We start from the raw sequence: 26,472 nt of genomic DNA, 5'->3' as shown, positions 1-26,472 counted from the left end.
AGGAACCAACGTCGCGGGAGCGCTCCCATCACGGTAGATCACATCGACATACATGAAAAGAGTCAGTGGGAGATCAGCCCGCGGGCGGCGGCCACCTGGTCGGCGGCGGCCCGCAGCGCCTCGACCATCCGGGCTTCGCCGGCGGCGTCGATCCGGTTCGCCGGGACGGACAGGCTGATCGCGTCGCCGGCCGGCTGGCGCAGCGGCATCGCCATCGCCAGGCAGACGATCCCCTCGGTGTTCTCCTCCCGGTCCACGGCCCAGCCCTGGGCGCGGACCTCGGCCAGGGCGGCGTGCAGGGCGGCCTGGTCGGTGATGGTACGCCGGGTCATCCGGCGCAACGGCCAGCTCAGCAACTGGTCGACGGTGTCGTCCGGATGTTCGGCGAGCAGCGCCTTGCCCAGCGCGGTGGCGTGCGCCGGCAGGTGCCGGCCGATCGCGCTGTACAGCCGCAGCGGGTGCACCGACTCGCGCTTGGCCAGGTAGACCACGTGCGGGCCGTCCAGCCGGCCGAGATGGACAGTCTCACCGAACTGCCCGGCCAGCGCGTCGAGCACGCCGTCCAGCAGGCTGACGGCGTTGTCGGCGGCCAGGTACGCCGCGCCCACCTGCAGCGCCCGTACGCCCAGGCCGAACCGGGTGCCGGTGGGATCGGTCTCCACCCAGCCGCGATGCACCATCGTGCGCAGTATCCCGTGCAGGCTGCTCTTCGGGATCTGCAGGACCCGCGCCAGTTCGCCGAGGGACCGGCGGTCGGGGGCGGCGGCCAGCGCCTCCAGTACCTCCAACGTCCGGCCGGCGGACTTCACCGGCTGGAAACCCTCCTGCGCCGCCATGGCGGTCACTCTAACCAGCGCCGCACCGGTTGACAGCGATGTGCCACGGAGTATGGTCACGTATGTGACCGATGTTCATGATGCTGAACGTGAGTCAACCGGCCGAGAGACCGACCAGGGCGCGCACGACGGCGGCGACGTCGTCTCGGTGATCGGTGCGGGGCGGATCCTTCCGGTGGTCGTCCTGGCCGATCCGGCCGGTGCCGCGCCACTGGCCGAGGCGTTGCTCGCCGGCGGGCTGCGTACCGCAGAAGTGACCTTCCGCACCCCGGCGGCGGCGGACGCGATCGCGGCGATGGCCGGGCATTCCGGCATGCTGGTCGGTGCCGGCACCGTGCTCACCGTCGAACAGGTCGACCGGGCGGTCGACGCCGGCGCCCGGTTCGTGGTCAGCCCTGGCTTCGGACCTGCCGTCGTGCGCCGCTGCCAGGAGCTCGACCTGCCGGTCTTCCCCGGGGTGTCCAGCGCCACCGAGATCCAGATGGCCCTCGACGCCGGGCTGGACACGGTCAAGTTCTTCCCGGCCGAACAGCTCGGCGGGGTGGGCATGGTGTCCGCGCTCGCCGCGCCGTTCCGGTCGGTGCGCTTCATTCCGACCGGCGGGGTGAGCCCCGCCAACGTCGCGGACTACCTGGCCCACCCGGCGGTCCTCGCCGTCGGCGGCACCTGGATGGTCGCCCCCCGCCTGCTCGACGCCGGCGACTGGGCCGAGGTGACCCGGTTGACCGCAGCCGCGGTCGCCGCTGCCCGCGCCGCCGACTGACCGGTCCGACCCGGCGTGGGACCGATCTTGACAAGGACCGGTTCGACCGCGATCAGGACCGGTCCGACCGTTTGACTGAGGAGTCGTGAGATGGCCGAACAGCACCCTGTCGACCGCGCCCCGCTGCACCCCCGGCCGGCCGCCGACTGTCGCTACGACCTGGTCTCGCTCGGCGAGGTCATGCTGCGGCTGGACCCGGGTGAGGGACGGGTGCGCACCGCCCGCAGCTTCCGGGCCTGGGAGGGCGGCGGCGAATACAACGTCGCGCGGGGGCTGCGCCGCTGCTTCCGCCTGCGTACCGCGGTCGTCACCGCGTTCGCCGACAACGAGGTCGGCCGCCTGCTGGAGGATCTGGTGCTGCAGGGCGGCGTCGACACCGCATACGCGCGCTGGCTGCCGTACGATGGGATCGGCCGCACCGTCCGCAACGGGCTCAACTTCACCGAGCGCGGCTTCGGGGTGCGCGGCGCGATCGGCACCTCCGACCGGGCAAACAGCGCGGCCAGCCAGTTGCGCCCCGAAGACGTCGACTGGGACCACCTGTTCGGTACCCTCGGCGTGCGTTGGCTGCACACCGGCGGCATCTACGCGGCCCTGTCGCCGACCACGCCGGACACGATCGAGGCGGCGATGACGGCCGCCCGCCGGCACGGCACGATCATCTCCTACGACCTGAACTACCGGCCCAGCCTGTGGAAGGCGGTCGGTGGACAGTCTCGGGCGCAGGAGGTCAACCGGCGGCTGGCCGGCTACGTCGACGTCATGATCGGCAACGAGGAGGACTTCACCGCGAGTCTCGGGTTCGCCGTGCCGGACACCGACGAGAGCCTCACCGACCTGGAGGTCGCCAACTTCCAGCGGATGATCACCGAGGTGACCGGGGCGTACCCGAACTTCAAGGTGGTGGCGACGACGCTGCGTACGGTGCGTTCCGCGACGGTGAACGACTGGGGTGCGGTCGCCTGGTCGGCACCGACCGGTTTCGTGTCCGCCACCCACCGGCCGGGCCTGGAGATCCTGGACCGGGTCGGCGGCGGTGACAGCTTCGCGTCCGGCCTGGTCTACGGTCTGCTTGAGCTGGGTGACCTGGCGGTCGCGGTGGAGTACGGTGCCGCCCACGGGGCGCTGGCGATGACCACTCCCGGGGACACCTCGACGGCCAGCCTCGAGGAGGTGGCGGCGCTCGCCGGTGGCGGTGGGGCAAGGGTGCAGCGCTGAGGGTCCCGCTGGCACCGATGAGCCGTTAAGATTGTCCATTGGTGGATGTTGCCCGGTGCCGTGGCGGGTGGCATTCGCGCGGAGCAAGCAGGGTGGGATGGGCCTACCGCAGGCAGTGTTGCCGGCAGTAGTCTCTTGGCTTCAATGAGTGTCTATTCCCCCGGAGGCGGCGCGGACCATGGCTCAACCACCCGTGCGCGTGCTCATCGTCGGTGCCAGCGTCGCCGGGCTGGCCGCCGCCCGGGCGCTGCGGCTGGCCGGCATCCGGCCCGAGCTGGTGGAGAAGCTGGCTCCGACCGTCGTTGCCGGCGCTGGGATCTTCCTGCCCGGCAATGCCATCCGCGCGCTTCGTGAACTCGGGCTGGACAATCCGTTGCGGCCGCTCGGCGCGGTGATCCGGCACCAGCGATTCCTCGACGCAACCGGTGCCGAGCTGTGCTCGGTCGATCTGGAACAGCTGTGGCAGGGGGTCGGGCAGTGCCGGGCGTTGCCCCGCGCCGACCTGCATCAGGTGCTGCTCACCGGTGCCGGCGGCGAAGTGCGGTACCACACCGAGGTGTGCGACGTGGAGATCGGCGACGAGACCACCAAGGTCGCCTTCGGCGACGGTTCCTACGCCGAGTACGACCTGGTCGTCGGAGCGGACGGGCGCCGGTCGGCGGTCCGTCGACTGGCCGAGATCGGTGGCGCGCCGCACCCGGTCGGCCAGATCGCCTACCGCAGCGTGGTCAGCGGCGGTCCGGTGATCACCGAGTGGACGGCACTGCTCGGGCGACGGTCCGGCATCGCGCTCGCCCCGATGGGCTACGGCCGGGTCTACCTCTACGCCGACGAGCCGTTGCCGGCCGGCTCCGCCCCGCCGGCCGACCCGTTGGTCCGGCTCCACCAGCTCCTCGGTGACTACGGTGAGCCGGTGCCAGCGGTCCTCGACGCGGTGGAGAAGGTCCAGGTGGCCGTCACCGACGAGGTGGAGCTGAGCGGCTGGTCCCGGGGGAACGTGGTGCTCGTCGGGGACGCTGCCCACGCCACCGCACCGACCCTGTCCCAGGGGGCGGCGATGGCGTTCGAGGACGCGCTGGTTCTGGCCGAGGAGCTACGCGCCGCGCCGTCGGTCGTCGAAGCGCTCGCCAGGTACGAGAGCCGACGTCGGCCGCGTACCCAGTGGGTCCTGGACCGGACCCGCGACCGGGACCGGACCCGCGACGCCGCCCCGGCCCTGCGCGACCCGATGCTGCGTGCCAAAGGCGGCACCATCTTCCAGGAGCACTACCGGTTGCTCGTCGACCCGGTGTGAGCCGACCGGCAGCCCGCAGCGGGGCAGGCACCCGGCGTGCGGACCGGCGGTGAACGGGGACTATCCTGCCTGCGAGGCACGGCCAGCGGATCATCACCCCGGGCGCCGTGGGATTGACGAGAACCGGAGGCCATTCGTGACCACCGTCGCACCGAAGCCGATCGCCAGCCGGCCCTTTCCGGTCCGCAGGCCGGTCCGCGGCTCGGCCATGGCGCGGCTGCTGCGCACGACCGACGCGAAGCAGATCGGGATCATGTACATGATCACCGCCTTCGCGTTCTTCATGATCGGTGGCCTGATGGCCCTGATCATGCGTGCGGAGCTGGCCCAGCCGGGGATGCAGTTCCTCTCCCCGGAGCAGTACAACCAGCTGTTCACCATGCACGGCACGATCATGCTGTTGTTCTTCGCGACGCCGATCGTGTTCGCCTTCGCCAACTACGTTACGCCGATCCAGATCGGCGCGCCGGACGTTTCCTTTCCCCGGCTGAACAGCTTCGCCTACTGGCTGTACCTGTTCGGTGGCACCTTGGCGATGGGTGGCTTCCTCACCCCGGGCGGCGCCGCCGACTTCGGCTGGTTCGCGTACACCCCGCTGAGCAGTGTCGAGCACTCTCCGGGCGTCGGCGCCAACATGTGGATCGTCGGCTTGGCGATCTCCGGTCTGGGCACCATCCTCGGCGCGGTGAACATGATCACCACGATCCTGACCCTGCGCGCGCCGGGCATGACCATGTTCCGGATGCCGATCTTCACCTGGAACATCCTGGTCACCAGCCTCCTGGTGATCATGGTCTTCCCGCTGCTGGCCGCCGCGCTGTTCGCGCTCGCCGCCGACCGCATGCTCGGTGCCCACGTGTACGCGCCGGAGACCGGCGGGCCGCTGCTGTGGCAGCACCTGTTCTGGTTCTTCGGCCACCCCGAGGTGTACATCGTCGCGCTGCCGTTCTTCGGCATCATCAGCGAGATCATCCCGGTCTTCTCCCGCAAGCCGATCTTCGGCTACAAGGGTCTGGTGGCCGCCACGATCGCGATCGCCGCGCTGTCGATGAGCGTCTGGGCGCACCACATGTTCGCCACCGGCGCGGTGCTGCTGCCCTTCTTCAGCTTCCTGTCCTTCCTGATCGCGGTGCCGACCGGCATGAAGTTCTTCAACTGGATCGGCACCATGTGGCGGGGGCAGATCAGCTTCGAGACGCCGATGCTCTGGTCGATCGGCTTCCTGGTCACCTTCCTCTTCGGCGGTCTGTCGGGTGTCCTGCTGGCCAGCCCACCGATCGACTTCCACGTCTCGGACTCGTACTTCGTCGTCGCACACTTCCACTACGTGCTGTTCGGCACGATCGTGTTCGCGGTCTTCGCCGGCATCTACTTCTGGTTCCCGAAGTTCACCGGTCGGATGCTCGACGAGCGGCTGGGCCGAGTGCACTTCTGGCTGACCTTCGTCGGCTTCCACACCACCTTCCTGGTGCAGCACTGGCTCGGGGCCGAGGGCTTTCCCCGCCGGTACGCCGACTACCAGGCGATCGACGGCTGGACGACACTCAACATGATCTCCACGGTCGGCTCGTTCGTCACCGGCATCTCCACCCTGCCGTTCCTGTACAACGTGTGGAAGTCGTACAAGGCCGGACCGCTGGTCGAGGTCGACGACCCGTGGGGCCACGGGAACTCGTTGGAGTGGGCGACCAGTTGCCCGCCACCGCTGCGCAACTTCGACCGGATGCCCCGGATCCGCTCCGAGCGACCGGCGTTCGACCTGAAGTTCCCGGAGCTGGCCGCCGGCCACCACTCGGTCGCCGGCCCGCCGGAGGGCGGTGCCAAGCCGCTGACCAGCGAGTCGGACGGCGGTGCCACATACCAGGAGGACACCGCCAGCAACGTCGACCGGCGCTGACCCACTGGCCGGCGCTTACCCCACGATCGGTCTACGACGCGGCCCCGGGCGACATCGCCCGGGGCCGCGTCGGGTGTTCGGGCAGCCCGTCACCGCGGTGCCGGCACCCGGTCCGGCACCGGCCGGCGGCGCCACCGCATCGCGACCATCGGCAGCGCCAGCAGCAGCCCCGCCGCACCGATCGCCACGAACCCCCACGTCGGCGTACTGGCGTCGATCACCGCACCGGTCAGCGGTGCCCCGACGGCCATGCCCACGGTCAACGCCGAACCGTGCAGACCCATCGCCTCGCCGCGTACCGCCGCCGGGGCCAGCCGGGCGACCGCGTCGGACGTGGCGGCGATCGTCGGCGCGCAGAGCAGCCCGGCCGGGGCCAGGGCCAGCCCGAGCGTCCACCAGTGCCCGGCCCCGAGCCCGACCGGGACCGTGGCGGCGGCCAGCGCGACCATCAACCCAACCGGCGGCACCGCACGCCGGGTCGCACCGTAGGCGAACCCGCCGACCAGGGAGTACGCCCCCCAGCCGGCGAGCACGACGCTGGTCCAGGCCAACTGGTCGCTCTCCCGCAGCGCGGCGATCAACGCCACGTCGGTGCCGCCGAGCACCAACGTCGACGCCGTGCCGACCGCGAGTACCCCGAACAACTGCGGGGTCAGCCAGTCCCGGCGGGCGATCCGGGTGCCAGCCCGGTCGGCTTCCTCGTGCCGGGCCCGGATCGGCGGGTCGACGACAAACAGCGCCAGCCCGGCGGCGACCAGGCCAGCGCCGACCGCGACCATCGCGATCCGGGGGGAGACCGCGGTGGCGAGCAGCACCGCCAGCGCCGGGCCGACCATGAAGGAAAGCTCGACCGACATCGAATCCAGGGCGTACGCCGGACGGCGCTGTTCCGCCGGGACCAGCGCGGCCAGCGACTGCCGGATCACCGAGAACACCGGCAGGCTGAGCAGGCCGGCGACGACCGCGGCGACCAGCAACGCGGGGTACGGCAGCGCCTGCGCCACGGTCCAGAAGACGCCCTGGGCGGTGACCGAGACGACCAGCGCCGGGCGTAACCCGCGTCGGTCGACCAGCCGACCCAGCAGCGGTGCGCCGATCGCGGCCCCGATGGTCAACGCGGTACCGGCCAAACCGGCGGCGGCGTACCCCCGGCCCAGGCCCAGCACGACGTACAGGGTCAGCGCCACACCGGCGGCGGTGTTCGGCATCCGGGCCAGCACCGACAGGGCGAGCAGCCGGGCCACCCCGGGCAGCGCGAGCGCCTGCCGGTAAGGAGTCAAATTCATCGACAGTGTTACCTCCGGCCGGCATCATGCCCGCCGGGTACGACGTCGGCCAGCCGATATCCGGGCCGGCTTTCCGGCGGGTCAGGTCGGACGCAGCACCGGGGAACCGGTCAACGTCACCCCGGCGGCCCGCATCGCGTCCACCGCCACCTCGGTGGTATCCCGGGCCACCCCGGCGGTCAGGTCGAGCAGCACGGTGGTATCGAAGCCGGCCCGGGAGGCGTCCAGCGCGGTCGCCCGTACACAGTGGTCGGTGGCGATGCCGACCACGTCGACCCCGGTGATGCCGTGTTCCCACAGCCAGTCGGCCAGGCCGGTGCCGTCGTCGCTGTGGCCCTCGAAGCCCGAGTAGGCCGCCGCGTACTGGCCCTTACGGAAGACTGCCTCGATCCGATCGGTGGCCAGCCCGGGATGGAACTCGTCCCCGCCGGTGCCCACCACGCAGTGCGCCGGCCAGGTGTCGACGAAGTCCGGCGGGTCGCCGAAGTGCGCGCCGGGGTCGACGTGGTAGTCCTTGGTTGCCACCACGTGCCGCCACCGCTGCTGCGGTGCCTCGGCGACGGTCTGGGAGATCGCCACCGCCACTCCGGTGCCGCCGCCCACCGCGAGTGAGCCACCTTCACAAAAGTCGTTCTGTACGTCAACGATGATCAGTGCCCGGTGCATGCTCGTCGTCCTCCTGCTGCTGACTTCTGCATGGTCGATTACCAGCCGCTACCGGTCGCGGCCCGGCGGTCACTGGACGGCGGGCACGACGGTCACCGGGATGGTTGGATCTCCGGCGGACAGCTTCAGCCCTTCCCACGGTATCGAGATGAGGCAGCGGCGCAGGTGCTCGCGGGACTCGTCGAGGGTCGGCCGGGTCCGCGCCTCGCCAGCGGCGACAAAGGACCGTTGCAGCACCCGGTCACCGTTGGCCCGGTCCGGGACTCCCTGCGAGACGACAATCTCCTCGGTGGCGGTGCCGGTCGGCTTGTGCCGGCGTACCGCCACCTTCCGGCCCCCGACAGTGGCCTTGTTCTCGGAGCGCTTGACCACCGGCCGGCCGTCGACCTCGACCAGCTTGTACACCAGCCGGGCGGTCGGCGCGCCGGAGCCGGTCACCACTGCGGTGCCGGCACCGTACATGTCGACCGGCTCGGCGGCGAGCGAGGCGATCGCGTGCTCGTCGAGATCACCGGAGACAATGATCTTGGTCTCGGTGGCGCCGAGCGAGTCGAGCAGCTCCCGGGACTGTTGCGCCAGGACCGACAGGTCGCCGGAGTCGATCCGGATCGCCCGCAGGTCCGGCCCGGCGACCTCGATCGCATTACGGATGCCCTGGCTGATGCTGTAGGTGTCGACCAGCAGTGTGGTGTCCCGCCCGAGCGTGGCCACCTGTGACGCGAACGCCGCCCGTTCGTCGTCGTGCAGCAGGGTGAACGCGTGCGCCGAGGTTCCCGCGGTCGGGATGCCGTACCGGGCACCCGCCGCCAGGTTGGACGTGGCCGCGAAACCGGCCAGGTACGCGGCCCGGGCCGCCGCCACCGCCGCCTCCTCGTGGGTGCGCCGCGAACCCATCTCAATCACCGGCCGGCCGCGGGCGGCGGTCACCGCCCGCGCCGCCGCCGCCGCGATCGCGCAGTCGTGGTTCAGCACCGACAGCACCAGAGTCTCCAGCAGGACGCACTCGGCGAACGTGCCGGAGACGGTGAGGATCGGCGAGTTCGGGAAGAACAATTCTCCCTCGGCGTACCCGTCGACGTCCCCGGTGAACCGGTAGTCGGTCAGCCACTGTGCGGTGCCGGCGTCGACCACCGCGCGGTCCCGCAGGTGTCGGACGGTTTCCGCGTCGAAGCGGAAGTCCCGGATCAGGTCGACCAGCCGACCGGTGCCGGCCACCACACCGTACCGGCGGCCGGTCGGCAGCCGCCGGGCGAAGACCTCGAACACGCAGTGCCGGTGCGCGCTGCCGTCCGCCAACGCGGCGGCGAGCATGGTTAGCTCGTAGTGGTCGGTCAGCAGAGCAGGGCTGGCGCTGGTCACCTGGCTACTGTACGGCCGCCCGGCCGGTGCGGCCCGGCCCGGCCTGGCCCGGCGGCCCCGGCTCGTCGGGCAGAGCGCGCACCGCCTCGGCCAGGTTGGCACGCCCGGTCACGCCGAGCTTGCCGTACGCCCGTTGCAGATGGTTCTCCACGGTGCGGGGCGACAGGAACAACCGCTGGGCGATCTCCCGGCTGGCGACGCCGGCCGCCGCCAGCTTCGCCACCTGGTGCTCCCGGTCGGTCAGGTTGGGCAGGCCGGCCAGCAACGCCGGGGTACGCACGTCGACGCACTGGCCGAGCGACCGGCCGAGCAGCATGTTGGTCTGCCCGGTGACCGGCGACCGGGCCAGCCGCTGCCGCCGTACCGCCATCGCGGCGGACTCGGCGGCGAACAGGTGCAGCCCGAGGCCGGCGAAGCCGCTGGCAGCGCGCAGCAGGGCACCGTACGGTCCGTTGGTGGCGCCTTGTGCCTGGCGCAGGACCAGCGGCGGCAGTGGGCCTTCGACCACCTTGGCGAGCTCGGTCAGCCGGTCCACCGCCAGGTCGGCCCGGTCCAGCCGGACCAGGTCGTGCAGCACCATCACCTCGTGGCCGGCGAACCCGTCGGTACGCAGCCGGGCCGCCAACTCCCGCAGCATGTCGACCGCGCCGGTGACGTCCCCCTCGGCGACTGCCACCCAGCAGCGCGCCTGCTCCCGCCACGGGTACAGGATGGCCATCCCGGGCATCTGCGCCCGGTCCGAGTCGGCCATCGCCGCAGCGGCCTGGGCCGCCTCGCCACGCAGGGCGGCCGCGTGTGCCCGTTCGGCGTGGGCCAGCCCGGCGTACACCCGGCCGGTGGCCAACGTGGCGCACGCCTGCAGGCTGTGTCGCAGCGCCTCGTCGAGCCGGCCGCGCAGCCGGGCGGCCTGCGCCCGGATCACCGACAGGTAGCCGGACCCGAGCCGGAAGTCACCGGCGTCGGCCAGGTCGGCGAACTCCTCGGCGACGATCGTCTCGATCCCGGGCAGCTCCCCGGCGAGCACCAGCCGGGTGCCGCGAGCGAGTTCCAGTGCCAGCTGAAGGTAGGGAAGTTCGGTTCGCCAGTGCGGGGCGTCGGCCACGACCCGGGCGATGGCCCGGCCGCTGCCGGTCAGGTCGCCCTGCGCGGCCTGTAGGTGGGCGATGGTGCACTGGGCCAGCCCGTGGGCGGCGGGACTGGCCGCCGGCCGGGCGAGTACGGCGCGGGCCAGCCGCAGCGCGGCGTCACACTCCAGCCGGTGCAGCCGCATGATCGCCTCGAACGAGTCGACCCGGACCCGCTCGGCCGGGTCGGTCAGCTCGCGGGCACCGGCCGCCAGGTCCTCCGGCGTCGACTCGTTGCCGAGCCCCCAGTAGGCGACCAGTCCCAGCACCATCAACCAGCGGCTGCGTCGTTCGTCGGTGGTGACCTCGTCGCGGACCGCCTCGATGGTGGCCAGCGCCCGCTCCGGCTCGTCTCGGAACATCAGGATGGTCGCCCACAGCTCGGCGGCGTCGAACCCGCCGCCGGCGTCATACGCTCGGGCGGCCAGCCGGTCCGCCAGTGGGACGTCGTACCCGGCGAACGCCCGGCCGGCAGCGTCGAGCAGCATCGCCGGGTCGTCGGCGGTGTTCGACTCGAGCCGCCAGACGGCGACCCGCAGCAGGTCCTCCCGGCGGCGTGTCCCTACCCCGTCCACGAGCGAAGCGAGCTGCGCCTGCAGCCGCTGCGCCCGGGTGACCGGGCATCGGCGGCGCACCACCTCGCCGTACAGCGGATGGGCCATGTGCACGTCCTGCCGGCGGTCGTCGACGTCGACCCGGATCAGTCCTCGTTCCTCGGCGGCCTCCACATCGGCGTGCCGGCTGGTCCGCAGCAGCAGCCGCAGCCCGATCGGCTGGCCGAACGCCACCAGCTCGACGACGCCGCGGACCGGCGGGCTGAGCTGGCCGATCCGGGTGTCGATCAGGTCAGTCAGGCTCGGCGCCAGCTCCAACCGGCCGGTCCACCGCCACACCCCGTACGTCTGGGTCAGCTCCTGCCCGGACTGGGCGGCGATGACGAGCTCCCGCAGCAGCAGCGGGTTTCCCTCGGACAGCCGCCACAGCCGTTCGGCCGAGGTCGGGTCCAGCGGTCCACCGAGCAGTTCCATCAGCAGGCCAGTGCTGTCGACGACGTCCAGTGGCGCCAGCTCGTCGTGTACCACCAGATCGTCGGCCCACAGTGCCCGGATCGGCAGCGGCACCGGCTCGCCGCTGAGCAGCGTACCCAGTACAGTGGCCCGACCGGAGCGGGCGATCAGGTTCGCCGCCGCCGCCGAGGAGGGGTCGAGCAGATGCGCGTCGTCGATGGCGAGCACGATCGGCCGGCCTGCGGCCCGTTGTCGTAGCGACTCGACGGCCCACCGCAGTAGCGCCGAGGGGGACAACCCGGGTGGCTGGTTCGCCGGGAGCACCTGGGCGAGGCCGGCGAACGGCAGGCCCGCGGCGCTGACGCTGCCCGAGGCGGACCAGACCGCGTAGCTCTTGGTCGGCAGTCTACCTACGACTTCGCGCAACAGCCGACTCTTGCCGATCCCGGCGGAGCCACTGAGGATCAGGCCGCGACCGCCGTCGGTGGCGGCGGCGAACAGCCGGTCGAGCTCTTCGGACCGTCCTACGAAGCTCCACAGGCCCATGGCAGGGGAGCATATAGAACGGTCGCCAAGGGGGAAGGGTCGGTCACGGATCGCAGTTGAGTATGAAGTGTTCGGTCAGTGAGTAGCGACAGTCGTCGCTGTGTAGGTGATTGTGCACGTAGCGTCGGTGGACTGGTAATTCGTGGCGATGACGCCCGAAGGAGCTCGTCTTGTGGAGTCCGTGACAGTACCGGCGAATCGCCCGGCCACCCGCGCCGCCGCCCGCGTTCCCCGGCAGCGCAGGCAGCCGCGCCGCCCGGGTGACCTGGTTGTGGAGTAGCCGATGGCCGCCCCGGCGCCGCCGCCCCCACCGGCCGACGAACCGGTCGCGGCCGTCGTGGTCGGAGCCGCCGCCAGTAGCCGCTCGGCCGTGCTGACCGCGTTTCTCGACGGTGAACCGCTGCCCGATCTGCGTCCGCCCGAGAGTTTCCTGGTCGTCCGGCACGGTACGGTCGAGCGGATCGCGGCATATCTGCCCGGCTGGTCGCAGCCGTGGATCGTCCCGGCGCGGTCAGCGCGGTCCGGTGCCAACCTGGCCCTGCCCCGTCCACCGCGCCGGGTCGAGGTGATCCGGCCGGATACCTCGCTGCGCCGGCTCAGCCTGGTCGATTCGCCCGACCTGGAGACGCTCCGGTCGGCCGGCGCGACGGTGCTGCTCGACACGGCGGTACGCGGCGGCGCGCTGGTCTTCGTGGTTGGTGCCGGGCCGCCGCCCGGGCAGATCGAACACGAACTGCTGCGCCGGACGCTGGGTGCCGGTGTCGCGGTGTTCGTCGCGATCACCGCGGCCGGCGTACAGAGCGCGGGCGGGTCGTTCCAGCGGGCCGAGCTGCTCGCCGCTGTTCCGGAGCTGGAACAGGCACCCTGGCATTCGGTCGACGCGGCAACCGGCGATGCGGTGTTTCTCCGCCGGGAGGTGACCGACTGGGCAGCCCGGGAGGCGCTGCACCGGGCCGGCGCCGGTCTGGCCGATCAGCTGGCGTTCGACGAGCCACTGACACTGCCATCCGGCGGGCCGGCAGTCGGCTGGTCCGAGCGGCTGGACCGGGTGGTGCGACGGATCGGCCAGCGGGTGCGGCACACCCTGGCGATCGAGCTGGCCAACCTGCACCTGGCTGCCGTCCGCGAGTTGTTGTTCGGCGGTGGACCGGCCGGGATACCCGGCTTCCTGGACCGCGAGCTCCTGACCCTGTCGTTGCACGCCAGCGCGGCCTGTGCCGCCGGCGTGGACGACGCGGTGGACGAGGCGGTCGAGCAGGTGTTCGGGCCGGACCCGGCACAGCGGCTCGGACCGCTGCTGCGCGAGCAGCTCCGCGGCCGGCTGCTCGGGGATCCGCCCAGGGCGGTCGCGGAAGGACTCCTGACGACCGCCGCGGGCCGGTGCGAGCCGGTGCCGTCCACCGTCGCCGGGCCGTCCACCATGGTGGTGGATGTCTTCGCCGCGTACCCGGTGCAGCGGTCCCGGTGCACGGTGCCGCCGATCGGCGTCGCGCTCGCCGCCGACTGCTGGCATCCGCGCGGTGGACCGTCCGGGATGGCGCCGGACCAGGCCCGGTCCTGGATCCAGCAGGCGCTGCGGGCGGTGGAGATCGCGCTGTCCCAGGAGATCGCGTTGCGGTTCGCCGCAGTACGGCGTGGCCTGGCCAACCTGTTGGCTGATGCGATCGACAGCGGCGACGCGCCGGGCTGACCGCGGTGGGCGTTGTCCGCCCCGGCCCCACCGATGGCACGATGGGGGAATGGCGGCTCCCCAGGTTGCTCCGGTCGAGACGCCGGACACGGTCGAGACGCCAGGTGACGAACGCCTGTGGGTGACCATCGTCTGGGACGATCCGGTCAACCTGATGACGTACGTGACCTGGGTCTTTCAAAAGTTGTTCGGGTACAGCCAGGCCAAGGCGGAGGAGTTGATGCTCGACGTGCACAACAAGGGCCGGGCGGTGGTGTCCAGCGGCGCCCGCGAGCGGATGGAGCTCGACGCGTCCCGGCTGCACGCCTACGGGCTCTGGGCGACGGTCGACCGGGCATGAGCATGTTCCGGCGCCGCAACGGGCGCGTCGTGGCCGTCTTCTCCCCCGACGAGGTACGGGTGTTGCGCAAGGTCGCCGGTGAGGTGGTGAACCTCCTCACCGACGGGTTCGAACGGGACGACCCGGTGGTCGACCGGCTGTTTCCGGACATCTACCCGGACGATCCGGCGAGCTCGGCGGAGCTGCGGCGATACACCGAGAGCGACCTCAAGACGGCAAAGATCGACCAAGCGGGCGCCGTGCTCGCCGCGTTGCCGGCCGACGCCGGCGACACGGGCGCGGAGGTCCGCCTGGACGGCGAGGCGGCCGAGGCGTGGCTACGCGCGATCAACGACGCCCGGCTGGCGATGGGCGTCCGGTTGCAGGTGCGGGCCGACACCGATCTCGGCGCTGAGCTGGCGGCGGCCGAGCGGGACGATCCGTCGTCGAGCCGGCTGTACCAGCTGTCGGTCTACGCCTATCTGGGCTATCTGCAGGAGTCCCTGCTCGGCGCGTTGCTCGACTAGTGTCGACGAGCGTGACGACCGCCACGGGCCGGCCGGGCCGGAGAAGCGGAGAAGGCGGTAGGCTGGGGTGGTGCTGAGCATCGACCGGTCGATCATCGACGCGATCGTCGCCCATGCCCGCCGGGACCACCCTGACGAGGCGTGCGGCGTCGTCGCCGGTCCGGCCGGCTCGGACACGCCGACCCGGCACATCCCGATGCAGAACGCGGCCCGCTCGATGACGTTCTACCAGTTCGACTCGATGGAGCAGTTGCATCTGTGGCGGGAGATGGACGACCGGGACGAGGAGCCGGTGGTGATCTACCACTCGCACACCGCGACCGAGGCGTACCCGTCCCGCACCGATGCGGCGATCGCCGGCTGGCCCGAGGCCCACTACCTGCTGGTCTCCACCCGTGACCCGGAGGTCACCGAGATCCGGTCGTTCCGCATCGTGGACGGCGTGGTGACCGAGGAGCCGGTCAATCTCATTGACGCCGGTGTCGACCCGCACGCGGTGCAGTCGTACCTGTTCGGGCAGACCCCGACCACGGTCGACTACGAGTGTTCGTCCGGCCGCTGACACCTGGCGCCGTACCGCACCGCGATCTGGTCCGACCTACCGTTGCAATAGGAGCACGTCAATGTCTATCGAAGTTCGCGTCCCCACCATCCTGCGTAGCTACACCGGCGGCGCCAAGGTCGTCGAAGGCACGGGGGACACCCTCGCCGCCCTGCTGAACGACCTCGACGCCAAGCACTCCGGCCTGCGTGGCCGGCTGGTCACCGACGAGGGCAACCTGCACCGGTTCGTCAACATTTACGTCAACGACGAGGATGTCCGTTTCCTCGGCGCGCTCGACGCCAAGGTCGCCGACGGGGACACCGTGACGATCCTGCCCGCGGTGGCCGGCGGCGCGAGCGACGTCGCCCCGGCCGCCACCGACACCATCAGCGGCTGAGCGGCCCGCCATGACGCGCTACGACAGCCTGCTCGACGCGTGTGGCGGCACCCCGCTGGTCGGCCTGCCCCGGCTCTCCCCGGTGGTGCCCGACGGGGCGCCGCCGGTACGGCTGTGGGCCAAGCTGGAGGACCGCAACCCGACCGGCAGCGTCAAGGACCGGGCGGCAATGTTCATGGTCCGCGCCGCCGAACAGGCCGGGCAGCTCCGGCCCGGCGACACCATCCTCGAACCCACCAGTGGCAACACCGGGATCTCACTCGCCATGGTGGCGAAGCTGCGCGGCTACCGGCTGGTCTGCGTGATGCCGGAGAACGTCTCCGCCGAACGGGTCCAACTGCTTCGGATGTACGGCGCCGAGATCATCTTCTCGCCGGCCGCCGGCGGCTCCAACCAGGCGGTGGCCACCGCCAAGCAAATCGCCGCCGAGCACCCTGACTGGGTGATGCTCTACCAGTACGGCAACAGCGGCAACGCCCAGGCGCACTACGAGACCACCGGGCCGGAGCTGCTGCGCGACCTACCCACGGTCACCCACTTCGTCGCCGGGCTCGGCACCACCGGCACCCTGATGGGCACCGGGCGCTACCTGCGGGAGAAGGTCGACGGCATCGAGGTGGTCGCCGCCGAGCCCCGCTACGGCGAGCTGGTGTACGGGTTGCGCAACATCGACGAGGGCTACGTGCCGGAGCTGTACGACGCGAACGTGCTCACCCGGCGGTTCTCGGTGGGTACCCGCGACGCGGTGCTGCGGACCCGGCAGTTGGTCGAGGTGGAGGGGCTCTTCGTCGGCTTCTCGACCGGTGCCGTACTGCACGCCGCGCTCGCCGTCGCGCACGAGGCGGTCAACGCCGGCCGCCGCGCCGACGTGGCGTTCCTGGTCGCCGACGGCGGCTGGAAGTACCTCTCCACCGGTGCGTACGGCGGCACGCTGTCCGACGCCGAGGAAGCGCTGGAAGGTCAGCTCTGGGCCTGAGGCGCACCGGCGGCATGGTTTGTGCTCCGGCGCTCCGGTGCAAATGATTGGTTGCGCTATGGGCGATCCTGGGGCGGGTTGTCGAAGTCGCTCCAGTTGTTCGCGCTTCGGTGTCACGTTGACGACAAGTTGCAGCGGATCTTTCATTCCGCCGCTGGCCGCGGCGTAGGCTGCCGAGCGTGGCAGAGCCGCTGGTGGAGATCTTCGATGGCATGAACGGCGCATCGCCGGTGTCTCACCGCGATCGTGGGAACAGTTGATGCGTCTGACCGTACTCGGCTGCGCCGGGAGTTTCCCCGGGCCCGAGGCCGCCTGTTCGGCCTACCTGATCGAGGCGGACGGGTTCCGCCTGCTCGTCGACTTCGGCTCGGGTTCGCTGTCCGCCCTGCAGCGGTACGTCGGCCTGCACGCGGTCGACGCGATCCTGCTCACCCACCTGCACTGCGACCACATGCTCGACGCCTGCACCTACGTGGTGGTGCGGCGCTACGCCCCGGACGGCCCGTACCCGCCGCTGCCAGTCTACGCCCCGGCCGGCGCGCCCGACCGGATCGCCACCGCGTACAACATCAGCGGCGAGCCGGTCGACGACGTCTACACCTTCTACGGCCTGCAGCCCGGCAGCTTTCCGATCGGCCCGCTGCAGGTCACCGTCGACCGGGTCAACCACCCGGTGGAGACCTACGGGGTACGCGTGGAGCACGGCGACCGGGTGCTGACCTACTCGTCGGACACGGCACCCTGTGAGGCGCTGCTGCGGCTGGCCCAGGACGCGCACGTCTTCCTCTGCGAGGCGAGCTACCTCGACGGGGTGGACAACCCGCCGGACCTGCACCTGACCGGCCGGGAGGCCGGGGAGGCCGCAACCAAGGCGGGGGTCGGTCGGCTGCTGCTGACCCATCTGGTCACCGCCTGGGGCAGCGAGGCGTTGACGTTCGAGGCGGCGGCATCGAGCTTCGACGGGCCGGTCGAGATCGTCCGGGCCGGCGCCCACTACGAGGTCTGACCGGTCGACACCGGCCAACGGTTCTCTTGCCGCAGAGTTCGCCCGCTGGTCAACGCGGCGTAGCCTCGGCCACCCGCACAGGCGAGACCGTGACACCCATGCGCGTCGCGATCGTCACCGAGTCCTTCCCGCCGGACCTCAACGGGGTGGCGCACTCCGTGGTGCGGGTCGCCGAACACCTGGTCGCCCGCGGGCACGAGCCGTTGGTCGTCGCACCGGCGCCGGCTGCGGCCGAGCGGGCGGAGGTCCACGTCCACCCGTACCCGGTGGTCCGGGTGCCGAGCCTGCCGGTGCCGCTCTACCGCAGTTTCCGGCTCGGCCTGCCGAGCCGCCGGCTCACCGAGGTGCTGGCCGACCACGCCCCGGACGTCGTACACCTGGCCAGCCCGTTCGTGCTCGGCGCGCGGGGACTGACGGTGGCCCGCCGGTTGCGGCTACCCACCCTGGCGGTCTACCAGACCGACGTGGCCGCCTACGCCCGCGCGTATCACCTGGGGTGGAGTGCGGCGACGGTATGGCGCTGGCTGCGCGAGATCCACAACGCTGCGGACCGCACCCTGGCGCCGTCGACCGCTGCGGCCGTCGACCTGACCGCCAACGGCATCGACCGGGTACGCATCTGGGGCCGCGGCATCGACCCGGTCCGGTTCGCCCCGGCCCACCGCTGCGAACCGACCCGCCGCGAGCTGGCCCCCGGCGGTGAGACGCTGGTCGGTTACGTCGGCCGGCTCGCCGCCGAGAAGCGGGTGGACCTGCTCGCCGAGACCAGCCGGCTGCCGGGCGTACGGGTCGTGGTGGTGGGTGACGGACCGGCCCGCAAGGAGTTGGAGCGCGCCCTGCCGGCGGTCCGCTTCCTCGGCGCCCGGCACGGCCGGGACCTGGCCCGGCTGTACGCCAGCTTCGACGTGTTCACCCACACCGGTCCGCACGAGACGTTCGGTCAGACCGTGCAGGAGGCGCAGGCCAGCGGCGTACCGGTGGTGGCGCCGGCCGCCGGCGGGCCGGTGGACCTGGTCACGCCCGGGGTGACCGGGCTGCTGGTGCCACCCGGTGATCAGACGGCGCTCGCCGGGGCGGTCGCCGGGCTGGTCGCCGACCCGGCCCGTCGGGCCCGGTACGGACGGGCCGCGCGGGCCGCGGTCGCCGGCCGCACCTGGGCGGCGATCGGCGACGAGCTGATCGAGCACTACCGCGCCGTGCTGGACGTACCCGGCGTCGTGGCCCGCCTGCCGGTCGCCGCCTGAGCGGACCGGTCCGGTGTGACCCGGACGGGGCCCGCAGCGGCGCGGCACATAGGCTCTGCACATGGCACGACCCGACGGACGCACCCACGCTCAGCTACGACCGGTGACCCTGACCCGCAACTGGAGCATGCACCCGGAAGGGTCGGTGCTGGTCGAGTTCGGGCAGACCAAGGTGCTCTGCACCGCGAGCGTCACCGAGGGGGTGCCCCGCTGGCGGAAAGGGTCCGGACTGGGCTGGGTGACGGCCGAGTACGCCATGCTGCCGCGGGCGACCACCACCCGGTCGGACCGGGAGAGCGTCAAGGGTCGGCTGGGCGGCCGGACCCACGAGATCTCCCGGCTGATCGGGCGCAGCCTGCGCGCCGCCGTCGACCTGAAGGCGCTCGGGGAGAATTCGATCGTGCTGGACTGCGACGTGCTGCAGGCCGACGGCGGCACCCGGACCGCCGCGATCACCGGCGGTTACGTCGCGTTGAACGACGCGGTCAGCTGGTTGGCCGACCGCAAGGCGCTCAGCGGCAAGCCGGACCGGGTGATGCGGCGCTCGATCGCGGCGGTCAGCGTCGGCGTGATCGCCGGCGAACCGCGGCTGGATCTGTGTTATCTGGAGGACGTCGCGGCCGACGTGGACATGAACGTGGTCTGCACCGGCGACGGGGACTTCGTCGAGGTGCAGGGCACCGGCGAGGCGGCGGTGTTCGGCCGGGACCAGCTCGACGCCATGCTCGACCTGGCGGTCGCCGGTTGCGCCGAGCTGACCGCCGCGCAGCGTAGGGTGCTGGACCGGTGAGCGCGGCACCGGCCGGGCGTACCCGGCTGCTGCTCGCCACCCGCAACGGCAAGAAGCTGACCGAGCTGCAGCGGATCCTGGACACCTCGCTCGGTGCCCACCGGGTCGAACTGGTCGGGCTGGCCGACCTGGAGCCCTACCCGGAGGCGCCCGAGTCCGGTCTCACCTTCGGCGAGAACGCGCTGCTCAAAGCCAGGGAAGGCTGCCGGTACACCGGGCTGCCGACGGTCGCCGACGATTCCGGGCTGGCCGTCGACGCGCTGGGTGGGATGCCCGGAGTGTTCAGTGCCCGGTGGTCCGGCCGGCACGGTGCCGACCTCGCCAACCTGAATCTGGTGCTGGCCCAGCTCGCCGACGTGCCGGACGAACACCGGGCGGCGTCGTTCGTCTGCGCTGCGGCCCTGGTGCTGCCCGGCGGCAAGGAACACCTGGTCGAAGGACGCCAGTCCGGCCGGCTGTTGCGCGCCGGTCGCGGCGACGGTGGCTTCGGTTACGACCCGATCTTTCTCGGTGACGGTCAGGAACGGACCAACGCCGAGCTCAGCCCGGCCGAGAAGGACGCGATCAGCCACCGTGGCAAGGCATTCCGGTTGATGGCAAAGGTCGTCGCGAAGACCGTCGGATGACGCCGGTAGATTTAATTAGTGCTTAGATCTCTGGTTACGCGGCGTACATCTGAGCTCACCCCCGTTAGGCTCGCGCGGCAAGCTCATGCCACAGGGGGGCTGTTTTCTTGAGTAGACACAGATTGAGCGACGCCATCGCGCGTACCGGGTCCGGCCGCCGCCGGCTCATCGTCGGCGGCGTGAGCGCCGCGCTGCTGGCCGGCATGGTGGTCACCGCTCTGCCGTTGCTCGCCGACGACGAGGTCACCGTGCCGGCCACCGCGGACACCACCGCCACCGACGTGCCGCAGGACGGTGACAACGGGGCGAAGACCACCCTGGCCACCTGTCCCGCGCTCTGCGAACGCAACCCGCGGGGGGCCCGGGACGCGATCGTCGAGTTCACCGTCGACCAACTGCCGAAGGCCGTCCGCAACCTGCGGGTCCGTCTGCAGTTGTACTCCTGGCAGGACCTGAACGCGCAGGTCACCGCGTACCGGACCGCAGTGGACGCCCGTCAGCCGCGGCCGTCGCTGGCCGGGGCGGACGGGATCGCCCGGACCGTCGACCGGGCACTCGCGACGCTGCCGACGGTCCGCAAGGGCTACAACGAGTGGGACGTGTCCGCGCAGGTCGCCGGCAACGGCACCTACACGTTCGCGCTGCGCCAGACCGGGCTGAACCAGCGCGTCTACTGGCCGTCGGTCGAGTACCGCGACCAGTCGATCCGACCCCGGCTGGTGATCAGCTACGAATCGGCGGCGGACGCGCCCAGCACTCCGCCACCGGCAGCGGCGCCCACTCCGTCCGCGCCGCCGAGCGCGCCGGTGCCGACCACCGCGGCCCCGTCGGCGTCCGCATCGGCGTCCGCTTCGCCGACCGTCGCGCCCAGCGCGTCGGCCAGCCCGCCGGCCTCCGGCGCCGGCTGCGGCTCGGTGTCGGACCTGCTGGTACCCGCCTGTGGCGCCTGGTGGGGGATGTACTCGCCGACCAGCGCCGCGAAGGGCTGGAACCACGGGGGTGCGGTCGCCGAGGTGGAGGCGCAGGTCGGGCGCAAGTTCGACATCGTGCACCGCTATCACGATTTCTCGAACGCCGGCAGCAACGGGGCGTTCCCTGACAAGTTCGAGCAGGAGCAGATGCGGGGCGGCCGGTTGATGTTCTTCGCCTGGGAGTCCCGGATCTTTTCCTCCGGCACCACGTTGAGCTGGCGGGACGTCTACAGCGGCCGGTACGACTCGGTGATCGACGACGTGGCCGGCCGGATCAAGGCGACCGGGGTGCCGGTGTTCATGGGCTTCGACCACGAGCCGGAGGACGAGCCGGCCAAGGGCAGCGATGCCGACTTCGTGCGGGCCTGGCGGCACGTGCACCAGCGCTTCGCAAAGGCCGGCGCGGACAACGCGGTCTGGGTTTGGGTGATGATGGGCTGGTCAGGCCATTACGACCGGTACGCCGACCTCTATCCCGGCGATGCCTATGTGGACTGGGTCGGCTACGATCCGTACAACTTCTACGCCTGCAACGGTGGCAAGACCTGGAAGGACCCGCACACCACGGTCGGTGGGTTCTACCGGTGGCTGGACGAGCACCGCATCGGCGTGGGCAAACCCCGGATGCTGGCCGAGTTCGGCAGCAACTTCCACCCGGACGACCCGGCGGCGAAGCAGCGGTGGTTCGAGCAGTTCCCGGCAGCGATCAAGGCGCATCCGAAGATCAAGGCGGTGGTCTACTTCAACTCCGCCGGATCGACGCGCACATCGGCCACCTGCAACATGACGATGAACCACAACCCGTCGGCGCTGGCCGGATTCACCAGGGCCGGCAAGGACTCCTACTTCCGGCAGCCGCTGCCGGGCCGGAGTTGACCTGGTAGAACGTTCAGCCAAGACTGGTAGAAACCCGATCGGCTGCCGTCCGATCGGTGGATGTCTGACCCGGCTGGGGTTGGCGCACGCTGTCTGAGACAATTTCCCATCTGGAGGGAAGCGTGAACCAATCCCAGCCTGGCTGGCGTCTGTCCAGCGGCCGTCGCGTGTGGGCATCGTCCCTGGTCGCGACTGCTGTAGTGCTGACACTGATCATCGACGCGACGGCTGCGGGTGCCGCCGTCGTCCCCACCCCGGCCCCGGCCACTCTGGTCTCGACCAACCCGGCGGACCACACCCCACATGCTCGCAACGGCGAGGCCCGAGCGTTCGCCGAGATCGGTGGCGTGATCTTCGTCGGTGGCACCTTCACCGAGATCCGGCCGACCAGCTCGGCGACCTGGCAGGCCCGGCCGTACCTGTTCGGCTACCAGCGGTCCACCGGTGCGCTGGTCGCCGGCTTCCAGCCCGACCTGGACGGTGCGGTGAACACCCTCGAGGTCACTCCGGCCGGTGAGCTGATCGTCGGCGGGGTCTTCCGCAACGTCAACGGAGAGGCCCGCCGCAATCTGGTCGCCCTCGACCCGGCGACCGGTGCCACGGTGTCCTCCTGGGAGGGCCGCTCCGACGGCGGAGTGGTCCGCGACATGGAGGTCAGCGGCGACTGGCTCTACATCGGTGGTGCGTTCAACTGGGTCAACGGCACCCAGCACGCCGGGCTCGCCCGGCTGGACGTGGACACCGGCGCGATCGATCCGACCTTCGATGTCGACATCGCGGTCGGCCGGCACGACGTGCCGCCGTACGTGTGGACGCTCGACGTCGCGCCCGACGGTGACACGCTGGTGTTCGGCGGCAATTTCCGCGAGGTCGAAGGCCTGACCCGGGAGCAGATCGCGATGGTCGACCTGACCGGCACCCCGGTCCTGGCCGACTGGGACAGCAACCATCGGTTCGCGCCGAGCTGCTCCTGGCGAACCTTCACCCACTACGTGCAGGACATCAGCTTCGGCGACGACAGCAGCTACTTCGTCGTCGGCACCAACGGTGGCTCGGGCTGGCCGGCCGCGTACTGCGATTCGCTGGCCCGGTACGAGACCGCCGACCGGGGCAGCGGCCTCGACGCCACCTGGCTCAACTTCACCGGCAACGACACCATCACCTCGGTGGTGGTCCGCGACGGCATCGCCTATACCGGTGGGCACTTCCGCTGGCTGAACAACCCGAACCGCAGCGACAACGCCGGCGACGGCGCGGTCGACCGGCTCGGCATCGGCGCGGTGACCGTGGCGACCGGGATGCCGGTCAACTGGAACCCGCGGCGCAGCGGCGGATCGGCGCTGCCGGCCGGCGCGAGCAGTTGGGGTTCCGCAGTACCGGTGCTCTGGTTCGGCTCCGACGGCCTCTACTTCGGCCACAACTCCGACGGCATGGGCAACGAGTACCACGGCCGGCTGGGCATGTTCCCCGACGCGGGCGGGCGGACCATCGTGCCGCGTAACCCACCGACCGACAGCACCGGTTACCTCTACCTGGCGGCCGCCAACGGCGACCTGACCAAGGTGCCGTTCGACGGGGCCACGCTTGGCGCGGCGACCATCACCAACCAGCCCAACCTGGTCGACGCCGGCGCGGTGTGGCGGGTGCACGACCGGATCTACTGGGCCCGCCCGGTCGCCGGCACCGAGACCGGCAGCCGGCTGGACATCTCGATGTTCAACGGCAGCAGCGTCGGCGGTCCGTGGGAGAGCTCGGGCTATAACTCCTGGTTCGACGCGTTGTCGCTGAACGCGGCGTTTTACCTGGACGGCCGGCTCTACTACACCCGCGCCGGCAGCGGCAACAACCAGCTGTTCTACCGGTACTTCGAACTCGACGGCAACTATCTCGGCGCCACCGAATTCACCGTGCCGACCGACGGCGTCACCTGGAGTTCGGTCCGTGGCATGGCCTGGGTGGCCGGCAGCATCGTGTTCGGCTCGTCCGACGGGCGGCTGCGAGCGGTGCCGTTCGATCCGACCGCCGACGTCGCCGTGGCCGGCACCTCGGTGACCGTGCTGGCCGAGCCCGACCCGGCGCTCGACTGGACCAACCGGTCGATGTTCTTCGCGGCCGAGTGACCTGGCGGTAGACCGCCCGGTGACCAGAGGTGGGCCGGCGGCAGCACCGAGGCTGCCGGCCCACCGGCCATTTTGTATGGTGAGGCATCGTTGCACAGGGGAGGCGGACCGGTGGGGTCGAGCACACGTCGGCACGGCGCGTTGCTGCGGGTGTTGTTCGCCGTCAAACGGACCTACTACCAGCTGCGCTATCCCCGGCTGCGGCTCGGCCGGGACGTCGAGATCCGGGGCCGGGTCCGGCTGCGCAGAGGGGTACGGGTGACGATCGGCGACCGGACCCGGCTCAACAAGCTGGTCCGCTTCGCCGGCACGGGTGAGGTCACCGTCGGTGCCGACTGCCTGCTCAATGCCACCTGGATCGGTAGTTGGACCAGCGTTGAGGTCGGCGACCGCTGTCTGCTGTCCGACTGCGAGCTGATGGACAACGACTTCCACAATCTCCCGCCGCAGCTGCGGCACGTACCGCCCGGCCCGGCGACCCGGGCACCGATTGTCGTCGGGGACAACGTCTGGATCGGGGCGCACGTCCTGGTGATGAAGGGCGTCCGGATCGGCCACGACAGCGTCGTCGGTGCCGGCACGGTGGTTCGCGTCGACGTACCTGACCGGGTCGTCGTGATCGGCAATCCGCAGCAGATTGTGAAGAAGTTCGATGAGTGACCAGCCAGCCCGGACCGTGACCCTCACCGACCTGCTGCGGATTCCGAGTCTGCGGTGGATGACGGTCGTCGCGGGTGCCGCGACCGGCCTGCTGTTGGCGATCGGCTACCTGGTGGTGGCCCCACCCGCGGCCTCGGCCACCGCGGTCGTCGCGGTCCGGCCGGTGGTCACCGACGCCTTCACCTATCCCGGGGCCGGTGCCGACCGTTCGGTCAACATGAACGTCGAGAGTGGCATCGCGGCCAGCACCGAGGTACTCTCCCGGATCGCCGAGGCCCGGTCCTCCGACGTCGTGGAGGTCCGCCGGGCGCTGGAGATCGAGGTCCCCACCGGCGGCCAGATTCTACGGTTCACCTACTCGACCGGCACGGTCGACGACGCAGTCGACACCGTGAACCTGGCGGCCGCCACCTACCTGCAGGTCCGCCAGGAGATGTACGAGCAGCAGCGGACCGACATGCTGGCCTCCTACGACGAGAGCATTGTCAAGGTCGCGGAGCAGCAGGACGCGGCGCAGAGTCGGCTCGCCAACGCGAACAGCACCCCGGCGGCCGACGCCGCGCTGGCCGAGTTCGGCTCGCTGAGCAATCAGCTGACCGAGCTCAACGCGGCCCGTACCGAGATCGCCGCGATCGACGTCACGCCCGGCTGGATCACCCAAAGTGCCCAGCAGCAGCTGTCCACCGACGGTCCGCCCGGGATCCTGTACCTGGTGGCCGGTCTGCTGGTCGGCGCGGTGCTCGGGGTGCTGCTGACCTACCTGCGGGAGTCGGTGGACCGGCGGATCCGCAGCGAGGCGGAGGCCAGCGAGGTCGCCGGGCTGCCACTGCTGGGCACCGTACGCCGCCGCGGGTTGCGGGTTGACGCGCGTACCGTCGATGCCGACGTCCGGTACGTCGGCATGGCCATAGCCGAACAGCTCCGCCAGGCGGTCCGTACTCCGGTGGTGGTGATCTCGTCGCGCAACCGGGAGGACACCACCCCGATGACCGCGAGCCTCGCCGTCGCACTCGCCGCCGACGGGCAGGACGTCTACATCGGCGACGACAGCCACCGGGTGACTGCGCTGCGCGACGCGCTGCTCGCCGATCGGCGCCGGGTGCCGTCCGGGCCGTTCGTGCCGGCCCAGCCGGGTGGTACGGCCCCGGCCCAGCCGGGTGGTACGGCCCCGGCCCAGCCGGGTGGTACGGCGCAGCGCCCCGGCGACAGCGGCGACCCGGAGAGCACCTTGATCTTCTCTCTGCCCAACGCCGACCAGGACCGTACGGTGATCCTGCCCCGGGTGACCGACACGGCGGACGCCCCGGCGGGTCCCGCACGGCGACCGTCGCCGCGGCCGACCGCCGGCACCGGGCAGTCCCGGCCGTCGACCGGGGACCGGTCGGCGGCCGGTGACGGTGGCCCGGTGGTAGCCACCATCCCGGTCCGTACGCTGCCGGCGGACGCGCTGACCGTCGGGGCCGGCATGGTCCGGATCGGCCTGTACGCCCAGGCACCGCGCGACGGGGAGATCGTGTTGTTCAACGCCCCACCGGCCGAGTCGGACGAGCGTGGCGTGCGGGAGGCGCGGACCGGCACCGCGATCGTCGTGGTCGAGCGGGACCGTACCCGGCTGGCCGACCTGCGTCGGTTGACCGACCGGTTGCGCGCCGCCGGGGCCGAGCCGCTCGGCTTCGTGCTCACCGGCAGCGGCCGTGGTTGACCAGGCCCGGCACCCCCCGGCGCTGCCG

General features: G+C 71.3%; 23 protein-coding genes. 18 read left to right on the top strand and 5 right to left on the bottom strand.

Annotation, left to right across the window (positions count from 1 at the left end):
- Positions 1–62 precede the first annotated feature (62 nt).
- Positions 63–836, bottom strand: a complete 774-nt coding sequence (locus tag ACFHWU_RS16510) for an IclR family transcriptional regulator (protein WP_416554716.1) — start codon at positions 834–836, stop codon at positions 63–65.
- 64 nt (positions 837–900) lie between these two features.
- On the opposite strand from ACFHWU_RS16510, the gene eda reads away from it, so the two are divergent.
- The 4 genes from eda to ctaD all read left to right on the top strand — a co-directional run bounded on the left by eda (position 901) and on the right by ctaD (position 6,008).
- Complete coding sequence (gene eda / locus ACFHWU_RS16505; protein ID WP_416590956.1) at positions 901–1,599, top strand: bifunctional 4-hydroxy-2-oxoglutarate aldolase/2-dehydro-3-deoxy-phosphogluconate aldolase; 699 nt, start codon at positions 901–903, stop codon at positions 1,597–1,599.
- A 90-nt stretch (positions 1,600–1,689) separates the two neighbouring features.
- Positions 1,690–2,817, top strand: coding sequence for a sugar kinase (locus ACFHWU_RS16500; protein ID WP_416590955.1), 1,128 nt, complete (start codon positions 1,690–1,692; stop codon positions 2,815–2,817).
- 178 nt (positions 2,818–2,995) lie between these two features.
- On the top strand, positions 2,996–4,111 hold the full coding sequence (locus ACFHWU_RS16495) for an FAD-dependent monooxygenase (RefSeq protein WP_416590953.1): 1,116 nt from the start codon (positions 2,996–2,998) through the stop codon (positions 4,109–4,111).
- Positions 4,112–4,247: 136 nt separating this feature from the next.
- A complete protein-coding gene (gene ctaD, locus ACFHWU_RS16490) occupies positions 4,248–6,008 on the top strand; it encodes a cytochrome c oxidase subunit I (protein WP_278167436.1) in 1,761 nt (586 codons plus the stop codon).
- Positions 6,009–6,097: 89 nt separating this feature from the next.
- Here ctaD and ACFHWU_RS16485 read toward each other — a convergent pair whose 3' ends face one another.
- From ACFHWU_RS16485 to ACFHWU_RS16470, 4 genes are all read right to left on the bottom strand, one after another.
- The gene (locus ACFHWU_RS16485) at positions 6,098–7,294 is read right to left on the bottom strand and encodes an MFS transporter (RefSeq protein WP_416568324.1); all 1,197 of its coding nucleotides are present in this window, start codon (positions 7,292–7,294) and stop codon (positions 6,098–6,100) included.
- An 81-nt stretch (positions 7,295–7,375) separates the two neighbouring features.
- Positions 7,376–7,960: a nicotinamidase gene (locus tag ACFHWU_RS16480; RefSeq protein WP_416590951.1), complete on the bottom strand. Its 585-nt coding sequence runs from the start codon at positions 7,958–7,960 to the stop codon at positions 7,376–7,378.
- A gap of 69 nt (positions 7,961–8,029) precedes the next feature.
- Entirely contained in the window at positions 8,030–9,319 is a 1,290-nt protein-coding gene (locus ACFHWU_RS16475) for a nicotinate phosphoribosyltransferase (RefSeq protein WP_416554706.1), read from the bottom strand.
- A 4-nt stretch (positions 9,320–9,323) separates the two neighbouring features.
- A complete protein-coding gene (locus ACFHWU_RS16470; RefSeq protein ID WP_416590950.1) occupies positions 9,324–11,996 on the bottom strand; it encodes a LuxR C-terminal-related transcriptional regulator in 2,673 nt (890 codons plus the stop codon).
- Between the two features lie 283 nt (positions 11,997–12,279).
- Here ACFHWU_RS16470 and ACFHWU_RS16465 point away from each other — a divergent pair, with 283 nt between their 5' ends.
- From ACFHWU_RS16465 to ACFHWU_RS16400, 14 genes are all read left to right on the top strand, one after another.
- Entirely contained in the window at positions 12,280–13,686 is a 1,407-nt protein-coding gene (locus ACFHWU_RS16465) for a hypothetical protein (protein WP_416590948.1), read from the top strand.
- Between the two features lie 49 nt (positions 13,687–13,735).
- Positions 13,736–14,026 carry an ATP-dependent Clp protease adapter ClpS gene (gene clpS / locus ACFHWU_RS16460; RefSeq protein ID WP_416554700.1) on the top strand — a complete coding sequence of 97 codons (291 nt, stop codon included), beginning with the start codon at positions 13,736–13,738 and terminating at the stop codon, positions 14,024–14,026.
- On the top strand, positions 14,023–14,532 hold the full coding sequence (locus tag ACFHWU_RS16455; RefSeq protein WP_416554698.1) for a DUF2017 domain-containing protein: 510 nt from the start codon (positions 14,023–14,025) through the stop codon (positions 14,530–14,532). The genes clpS and ACFHWU_RS16455 overlap by 4 nt, the downstream gene beginning before the upstream one ends.
- 70 nt (positions 14,533–14,602) lie before the next feature.
- On the top strand, positions 14,603–15,094 hold the full coding sequence (locus tag ACFHWU_RS16450; RefSeq protein WP_416554696.1) for a Mov34/MPN/PAD-1 family protein: 492 nt from the start codon (positions 14,603–14,605) through the stop codon (positions 15,092–15,094).
- A gap of 61 nt (positions 15,095–15,155) precedes the next feature.
- A complete protein-coding gene (locus tag ACFHWU_RS16445) occupies positions 15,156–15,473 on the top strand; it encodes a MoaD/ThiS family protein (RefSeq protein ID WP_416554694.1) in 318 nt (105 codons plus the stop codon).
- A 10-nt stretch (positions 15,474–15,483) separates the two neighbouring features.
- Complete coding sequence (locus tag ACFHWU_RS16440; protein WP_416554692.1) at positions 15,484–16,449, top strand: PLP-dependent cysteine synthase family protein; 966 nt, start codon at positions 15,484–15,486, stop codon at positions 16,447–16,449.
- Between the two features lie 259 nt (positions 16,450–16,708).
- Positions 16,709–17,455, top strand: a complete 747-nt coding sequence (locus ACFHWU_RS16435; protein ID WP_416554690.1) for an MBL fold metallo-hydrolase — start codon at positions 16,709–16,711, stop codon at positions 17,453–17,455.
- A 98-nt stretch (positions 17,456–17,553) separates the two neighbouring features.
- Positions 17,554–18,699 (top strand): glycosyltransferase family 4 protein, encoded by a 1,146-nt coding sequence (locus ACFHWU_RS16430; RefSeq protein ID WP_416590947.1) that lies wholly within the window; start codon positions 17,554–17,556, stop codon positions 18,697–18,699.
- A 61-nt stretch (positions 18,700–18,760) separates the two neighbouring features.
- Entirely contained in the window at positions 18,761–19,489 is a 729-nt protein-coding gene (rph, locus tag ACFHWU_RS16425; RefSeq protein ID WP_416554686.1) for a ribonuclease PH, read from the top strand.
- The gene (rdgB, locus tag ACFHWU_RS16420; RefSeq protein WP_416590946.1) at positions 19,486–20,115 is read left to right on the top strand and encodes an RdgB/HAM1 family non-canonical purine NTP pyrophosphatase; all 630 of its coding nucleotides are present in this window, start codon (positions 19,486–19,488) and stop codon (positions 20,113–20,115) included. Before rph ends, rdgB begins: the two co-directional genes overlap by 4 nt.
- A gap of 122 nt (positions 20,116–20,237) precedes the next feature.
- Positions 20,238–21,962, top strand: coding sequence for a glycoside hydrolase family 26 protein (locus ACFHWU_RS16415; protein ID WP_416590945.1), 1,725 nt, complete (start codon positions 20,238–20,240; stop codon positions 21,960–21,962).
- A gap of 182 nt (positions 21,963–22,144) precedes the next feature.
- Positions 22,145–24,082, top strand: a complete 1,938-nt coding sequence (locus tag ACFHWU_RS16410) for a hypothetical protein (RefSeq protein WP_416590973.1) — start codon at positions 22,145–22,147, stop codon at positions 24,080–24,082.
- A 111-nt stretch (positions 24,083–24,193) separates the two neighbouring features.
- Complete coding sequence (locus tag ACFHWU_RS16405; RefSeq protein WP_416590944.1) at positions 24,194–24,742, top strand: acyltransferase; 549 nt, start codon at positions 24,194–24,196, stop codon at positions 24,740–24,742.
- Positions 24,735–26,444: a lipopolysaccharide biosynthesis protein gene (locus ACFHWU_RS16400; RefSeq protein ID WP_416590943.1), complete on the top strand. Its 1,710-nt coding sequence runs from the start codon at positions 24,735–24,737 to the stop codon at positions 26,442–26,444. The genes ACFHWU_RS16405 and ACFHWU_RS16400 overlap by 8 nt, the downstream gene beginning before the upstream one ends.
- Positions 26,445–26,472: the final 28 nt, after the last annotated feature.

Source organism: Micromonospora sp. LOL_015, assembly GCF_048060275.1.
Taxonomy (GTDB): domain Bacteria; phylum Actinomycetota; class Actinomycetes; order Mycobacteriales; family Micromonosporaceae; genus Micromonospora_E.
The sequence above is the reverse complement of the archived record's forward strand: the minus strand, read 5'-3'. Positions and strand labels throughout refer to the sequence as shown.